The following is a 6,429-nucleotide window of genomic DNA, read 5'->3' as shown; positions in this document are numbered from 1 at the left end:
CTCATCGACTCCCCACGCTGCCATCGATCCCAGATCTCGGACCGCTGCGCTGCCGTGTAATATATCCGTTGTCGCCGCTTCATCGCTTCCACTCCCATCTCGTCAAAGATTGAAGTGTTGCGACCACCCGTTGAACCCACCGTCGAAAGCAGGCATTGCCAATGACTAACCAACATCCGGTTTTCGGCATCCCGAGCGGGGGCTGCAGCGGCGGCAATGGCCGCAAAACTGACCTTGCTGAAGACGTCGTTTCCGTAGTCCGACGATCCGGTCAGCTTGTCCGCGTCACGCAAGGCCGCCTCGGCGCCCTCATTGCCAACGCGAGGGCGACCGGATCTCCCATGATCGTACTGCCTCACCTCCGGGCTGCGATCCAGGCATCGACCTGCCGTTCGAGGATGGAGAGGGGGAGCGAACCGGCGCCGACCAGGAGATCGTGGAAGCCCTTGATGTCGAACCTTGGACCAAGTTCGCGTTCGGCCTTGCCACGCAACTCCATGATCTTGAGCATGCCAATCTTGTAGCCAGTGGCCTGCCCGGGCAACGTGATGTACCTGCGGACCTCTGAGCGGGCCTGATCGGGAGAAGCGCGGCCCGACGCTACCATATAGTCGATGGCTTGCTGCTCACTCCAGCCCTTGGCGTGAATACCGGTGTCGACGACCAAGCGCGCGGCACGGAACAACTCGGCTTCGAGGCGCATGAAATCGCTGGCCACATCGGGATAGGCGCCCATCTCCTTGCACAAAGCTTCGGCGTAGAGGGCCCAGCCCTCTCCGAACGCCACGTAACGAGTGGCTTGGCGAAACTTCGGCCCGCTCTTCTGGCCGACTTGGATATCGCCCTGCATGACGTGACCGGGCACGCCCTCGTGGCACATCAGGTCGATGGTGGCATCCGGCGCCGGATCGTCGGTGGTGCCGAGCAAGTGAACGTAGACGCGGCCCGGACGGGCGCCATCGGGAGTGGGCGGCGCAGCGTGGGCGGCCCCGCCAGCGACTTCGCTGAACGATGGCTCGCGCACCACCTCCATGCGATGAGCCGGAAGGATACCGAAATATTTCGGCAGCAGCTCACGATTGCGCGCGATCGCAGCGTTCGCGTTGCGCAGATATTCGGCGCGAAGCTCGTCCGTCCACGGCCGGGGCGGATTGCGGCGCTCGCGCTCGGCATAATAGGCCACTCGATCCTTCGAACCTGCCTGGCGGGCCAGCGCGTCCTGCTCGCTTTCGATCCGCTTGACCTCCTTGAGGCCGATTTCGTGAATCTGCTCTGCGCTCAGTTCAGTCGTCGTGTTCAGCTTCAGCGCGGCCGCGTACCAGTCAGCACCCCCTGGCAGTGACGCCGCGCCGACGCGCCCGCTCGGTGCGTTCGGCGACGCGCTTTCGGCCCAAGCGATCACCCGCTCATACGCAGGCTTGATCGAGAGCAGGGCGGTTCGTGTGTCGGCGAGCAGAGCCCGCGCCTGCTCGTCCGTCACCTTGCCGCTCGACTGGAGCTTGGCCACCTTGGCTTGGGCATCGGCCCATAGGGGCGACGCCGCGCCTTCATCGAACGGCGCGCCGGTGACGATGGCCCGGCTGCCGTCGATCACACGCTCGACTTGGAATTTCGGCGCGTGCACTCCGATGGCAGCAGAGGCGCGGCTCTGGGTGATGGCTTCGTCCAGCACTGCCGGGATGGCGCGAAGGCGGGCTGCATAGGCCCGCATGTCGGCCGCATCCTGCACAATGTGCGTGTTGATCATGAAGTCGGGCAGCCGCGAATGCGCCGAATAGAGGAACGAATAGAAAGGCGGCGAATACTGACGGAAGCGGTAGCGGAGCTCTGCACGGTCGAGCTCAAGCGCCCAGATGTCGTAATTGACCTGCGCACTAGGGGAGAGCTTAGGGCGGTCGAACTGCGACTTCATGCGCGCAACGCTGGCGCGGCGCCATTCCAGCTCTCGGAGCTCAGCGGCCTCGCTAATGTCGTCGAGCCGATCCTGCCCCTCCTTCTTACCCAGCCGCGTGGCGAGTTGAGGATGCTGGCGCAACTGTTCGGCAAATTCATTGTCCAAGAACGCGTACAAGCGCGCGTCCTCCGTCTCCGCCACAACTGTCGGCGCCTGCGCCCAGACGGCAGAAAGCGAAGGGACAGTAAATGCGAAGGCGCTGGCGGCGAGAAGAAGCGATTGGCGCATATTTGGATCCTCCTGTGAGGGGAACTTAGAGGCGGCGATGAATGCGGTGAAGCTGATGTTATCACGAGGTCAGACGCTCTATGCTGACGCCGCTAGGAATGGCCGCTAAGCAGATGTCTGCAATGTGCAGCGCACAGCCGAACGTCCGCTTCTGGCCGATGCTGTTGAAAAAGTCCGCTTCTGACACGAGCGGACGGTCGCCCCGTGTCGAGGCGCGGCGGCGCTGCCGATCAGGCGGGGGCCGGCTCTGGCCCCCTCGGGATCAGCTTGGCGAGCTTCCGGAGGTTCTGGGCGGCAGCTGCGAGGTGGAACTCGTCACACGCGCCGTTCGGGCCGCGTAATCGGAGACGGTCGAGCCGGAGGATGCGTTTGAGGTGTGCGAACAGCATCTCGACCTTCTTGCGCTCGCGCCGGGAGGTGAGCCACTCCTCCTCAGCGGAGATGGCTCGGGCGAGATCGCGAGCGCCTTCATGGACTGATCGCATCACCTTGCGGGCCTCCGCGTTGGGACAGCATCGCGACTTGAGGGCGCATCCATCACATTCGGCCTTGCTGGCGCGGTAGCGATAGAAGCCGTCGGCCGGCACCGCGTCCGGACGATCATCGTGGCGGCGCTGCCGCCGCTTCAGGGACTTTCCGCCGGGACAGGTATAAACATCTCGCTGGGCGTCGTAGGCGAAGTCGGCGCGCGAGAAGGTGCCGTCCGACCGGTCCGACTTGTCGAACACCGGATGTGCGGCTCGATATCTGGACCCGCTCGATCATGCGCTTCGCCGCGACTACCTCCGCCTGACGCACGGCGGTGCTCGCCCCCACGTCGACGGCTCATCGACCCAATCATCGCGTGCGTAGGAGCCGAATAGGATGATCTTGAGGATCTTGCCGTTTCCGCGGCTCGGCGAAGTCGCCTTGGCGATCGCTTCCGCGAACTCCTCCATCAGGACGCTGGACACGCTCTAGCTCGCCCCCTCATGCCTCAGGCAGGTGATCGACATCTCTTCTCATCCAGATGGATTGTTCCCGACCGAGCCCGCGTTGGCAAGCTGGGGTTGTTTGCACGCCGATCGCTATCCTGATGGACGAAGTTTTCCCGCTGTGTAACCAGCCTGCGGCTTCGTCCGAATTTTTGGGTATCACACTAATTGATGGGAGCGGCCGTGCACGACATCGTCAAGGACTATTACGGAAAGCAGCTGCGAAGCTCGGATGATCTGAAAACGTCGGCGTGCTGCGATCCATCCCACGTTCCTCACTGGTTAAAGTCAGCCCTCGCCCGCATTCATCCGGAAGTGGTTCGTCGCTACTATGGCTGTGGCCTCGTCTGCCCCGCACTGCTGGAGGGCGCGCGTGTCCTCGATCTCGGCTGCGGCAGTGGCCGCGACGTCTATGCGCTGGCTCAGCTCGTCGGTGAGACCGGCGAAGTCGTTGGGATCGATATGACTCGCGAGCAGCTCGCCGTCGCGGAAGCGTATCGAGACCATCACGCCGACGTCTTCGGTTTCGACAATGTCAGGTTCATCGAGGGCTACATCGAGCGACTCGACGAGAGCGGGCTCGAAGGGGATAGCTTCGACGTTATCGTTTCCAACTGCGTTCTCAATCTGTCCCCCGACAAGGATGCTGTCCTGGCCGGAGCACACCGCCTGCTCAAGGACGGTGGCGAATTCTATTTCTCGGATGTTTACGCGGACCGCCGGGTGTCCGACGAAGCGCGGCAAGATCCTGTCTTGTACGGGGAGTGCCTGGGCGGCGCGCTCTACTGGAACGACTTCCTGCGGCTCGCCCTGCGCAACGGCTTTCCCGATCCCCGCCTTGTGGAGGACCGCCCACTTGACCTGCGAGACGATCGTCTGGCGGAGCGGGTCGGCGAAACGAAATTCTACTCGGCCACCTACCGGCTGTTCAAGCTTGCCGTTCTTGAGACGGCCTGCGAGGACTATGGCCAGGCCGTAATCTATAGGGGCACTATTCCCCACCAGCCGCACCGCTTCGCCTTCGACAAACATCATGCCTTCGAAACAGGCCGGGTCGTACCGGTCTGCGGAAACAGTTCGCGGATGCTGCGCGAGACGCGCTTTGCTCCGCATTTCGAGTTCATCGGAGACTTCAGCCGGCACTACGGCCTTTTCGAGGGATGTGGCGAGACGATCCCGTTCGATCTTTCAGGAGGGATACTCCACAGCCAAAGCTGCTGCTGAACATGCTGTGGATCATCGTTGCGGCCGCGGGCCTCCTTGCCTTCAGCAATGGGGCCAATGACAATTTCAAAGGCTTCGCCACCGTCTGGGGCGCACACGCGCTCGGTTATCGGCAAGCCCTCATCCTGGCGACGGCAGCGACGCTCGCGGGCAGCCTCGCTTCCTTGACGGCCACTTTCCTGCTGAGCTTGCTAGATTATCCGGTTTCCCGCCGCGTCGGCCAGCGAATAGCTCGTGCTGCGGCCGCCGCCGGGATCCCTCACCAGGACATCGCGTCCGACCAGGTCGGTGATATCGCGCAGCGCCGTGTCGGGCGAGGTCTTGGCCAGCGCCGCCCACTTCGATGTCGTCAGCTTGCCCTCGAACCCGTCCAGCAGCCGGTTCAGCACCTTGCGCTGGCGATCGTTGAAGGCCTCTCCGCCATGGGTTTCCCAGAAATGCGCCTTACGCAGGACCGTGCCGAGAGTAGCTTCCGCGCCGTCGAACGCCCGATCCAGGCAGGCCAGGAACCATTCCAGCCAGGGCGTGATGTCGAGGTCGCCCTTCTGCGTGCGTTCGAGCAGGTCGTAATAGGTTTTCCGCTCCTGCCGGATTTGCGCCGACATGCTGTAGAACCGCTGCGGACTCTCGTCCGAGCGCGCCAGGCTCATGTCCGCGATGGCGCGCGCAATCCGGCCGTTGCCATCCTCGAACGGGTGGATGGTCACGAACCATAGATGGGCGACGCCGGCCTTGAGGACGGGGTCGATGCCGCGCTCGCCCTCGAACCAGTCGAGGAAAGCCGGCATCTCCGCGTCGAGCCGGCCGGCCTCAGGCGCTTCGTAATGGACCTTCTCGCGGCCGATCGGCCCCGAAACCACCTGCATCGGACCCGCCTCTTCGGGACGCCAGGCGCCCACGGTGATCTTGGCCATGCCGCTGCGGCCGGTGGGAAACAGCGCCGCGTGCCAGGCGAACAGGCGCTCGTCCGTCAGCGGCTGGTCATAGCGCTGGGTGGCGTCGAGCATCATTTCGACGACGCCCTCGACATCGCGGTCGGCGGGCACGAGGCCCCCGATGTCCATGCCCAGGCGGCGCGCGATGGAGGAGCGTACTTGGTCCTTGTCTAGGATCTCGCCCTCGATCTCGCTCGATTTCAGGACATCCTCGGTGAGGGTTTCCAGGACGGCCTCTTCTCGCAGGCGGAAGCCCAGCGCCTCCATGCGCCCAGCAAACCGACCCTGCCGCCGAGCGACCGCGGCCAGCGGCTCCGCCAGCCGCTCGGCACTCCAGCAAAAGGCCGGCCAATCGTCCCGGTCATGGATGTAGTCAGGCATATTCACCGCACTCCTTGCGGCGAATATGCCGACTAATCTCCGCATGCTCAAGAATATTCGCCGCATAATGTGCGGAGAATAGAGGTGATAATCGCCGCAAAGTGCCGGGGAGCCGAGGTGGCGCTACGAATCCGACCTGAGAGTAGCTGCGCGTAAGCCGAAGGAGATAAAGGCGACTTTCTTTCCAAACTGCCGATGATGGCCTTTTACCAGCGCAGCTCAGTTGGTGATCGTGAACGCTTCTCGAAACGTCAGCGTCAGGACCCGCTGGTGTTGATCGTTCGTCACCTCGATCCGATGATCCAGGTTCACGCTGCCATGCTCGTGGATGCTCGCGCAGACAAGGCTGCGGGCGCCTTCCAGCGCGTGCTCCTTGGCAGCGGTCTCGTCGGCGAGCTCAACTCCCTCCTCATCGTCGGCGGTTAGGTCGTTGCGAATGTGGAAGTAGAAGCGCGGCGTGAACACAATAACGGCGGGACGTGCCCGGTTGCCGGTCCGAACCTCCGGCGGATGCGGGGAGGAGATTGCCGAGCGCCAGCACGCGCCGAACGCCGCAAGCGCGGTCGCGGCTGCGGTGTCGGATCCCGACGCGTAACCACATCAAGTGGCAGTTGATCGGCTGACCACGGACGGAAGCAAGAAGCCGGCGGCGAGATAAATTGGGGGATTGACGAAGAGGCGCCCATTACGGAAGCCCTATGTGAAGCGCGGCAAGAACGACGCAGCCGATGCC

At 63.4% G+C, this 6,429-nt stretch carries 5 protein-coding genes and 1 pseudogene; 1 reads left to right on the top strand and 5 read right to left on the bottom strand.

Annotated features, from left to right (window positions below):
- The 3 genes and pseudogenes from VIR62_RS05275 to VIR62_RS05265 all read right to left on the bottom strand — a co-directional run.
- The coding region (locus VIR62_RS05275) for a hypothetical protein (protein ID WP_431869309.1) at nucleotides 1-293 on the bottom strand (293 nt) is incomplete at its 3' end.
- A gap of 62 nt (nucleotides 294-355) precedes the next feature.
- Entirely contained in the window at nucleotides 356-2,182 is a 1,827-nt protein-coding gene (locus tag VIR62_RS05270; RefSeq protein ID WP_431869307.1) for a DUF885 domain-containing protein, read from the bottom strand.
- Between the two features lie 230 nt (nucleotides 2,183-2,412).
- Nucleotides 2,413-3,004 (bottom strand): annotated as a pseudogene (locus VIR62_RS05265) (transposase); the annotation flags it as partial.
- Between the two features lie 335 nt (nucleotides 3,005-3,339).
- On the opposite strand from VIR62_RS05265, the gene VIR62_RS05260 reads away from it, so the two are divergent.
- Nucleotides 3,340-4,380: a methyltransferase domain-containing protein gene (locus VIR62_RS05260; RefSeq protein WP_431869306.1), complete on the top strand. Its 1,041-nt coding sequence runs from the start codon at nucleotides 3,340-3,342 to the stop codon at nucleotides 4,378-4,380.
- 191 nt (nucleotides 4,381-4,571) lie between these two features.
- Here VIR62_RS05260 and VIR62_RS05255 read toward each other — a convergent pair whose 3' ends face one another.
- Together VIR62_RS05255 and VIR62_RS05250 are read right to left on the bottom strand one after the other, a co-directional pair.
- Nucleotides 4,572-5,696 (bottom strand): Fic family protein, encoded by a 1,125-nt coding sequence (locus VIR62_RS05255; protein WP_431869304.1) that lies wholly within the window; start codon nucleotides 5,694-5,696, stop codon nucleotides 4,572-4,574.
- A 219-nt stretch (nucleotides 5,697-5,915) separates the two neighbouring features.
- Nucleotides 5,916-6,161 carry a DUF6894 family protein gene (locus tag VIR62_RS05250; RefSeq protein ID WP_431869302.1) on the bottom strand — a complete coding sequence of 82 codons (246 nt, stop codon included), beginning with the start codon at nucleotides 6,159-6,161 and terminating at the stop codon, nucleotides 5,916-5,918.
- Nucleotides 6,162-6,429: the final 268 nt, after the last annotated feature.

Source organism: Allosphingosinicella sp. (assembly GCF_036570505.1).
In the GTDB taxonomy this organism is placed as follows: Bacteria; Pseudomonadota; Alphaproteobacteria; order Sphingomonadales; family Sphingomonadaceae; genus Allosphingosinicella.
This window is presented reverse-complemented; position numbering and strand designations above follow the sequence as displayed.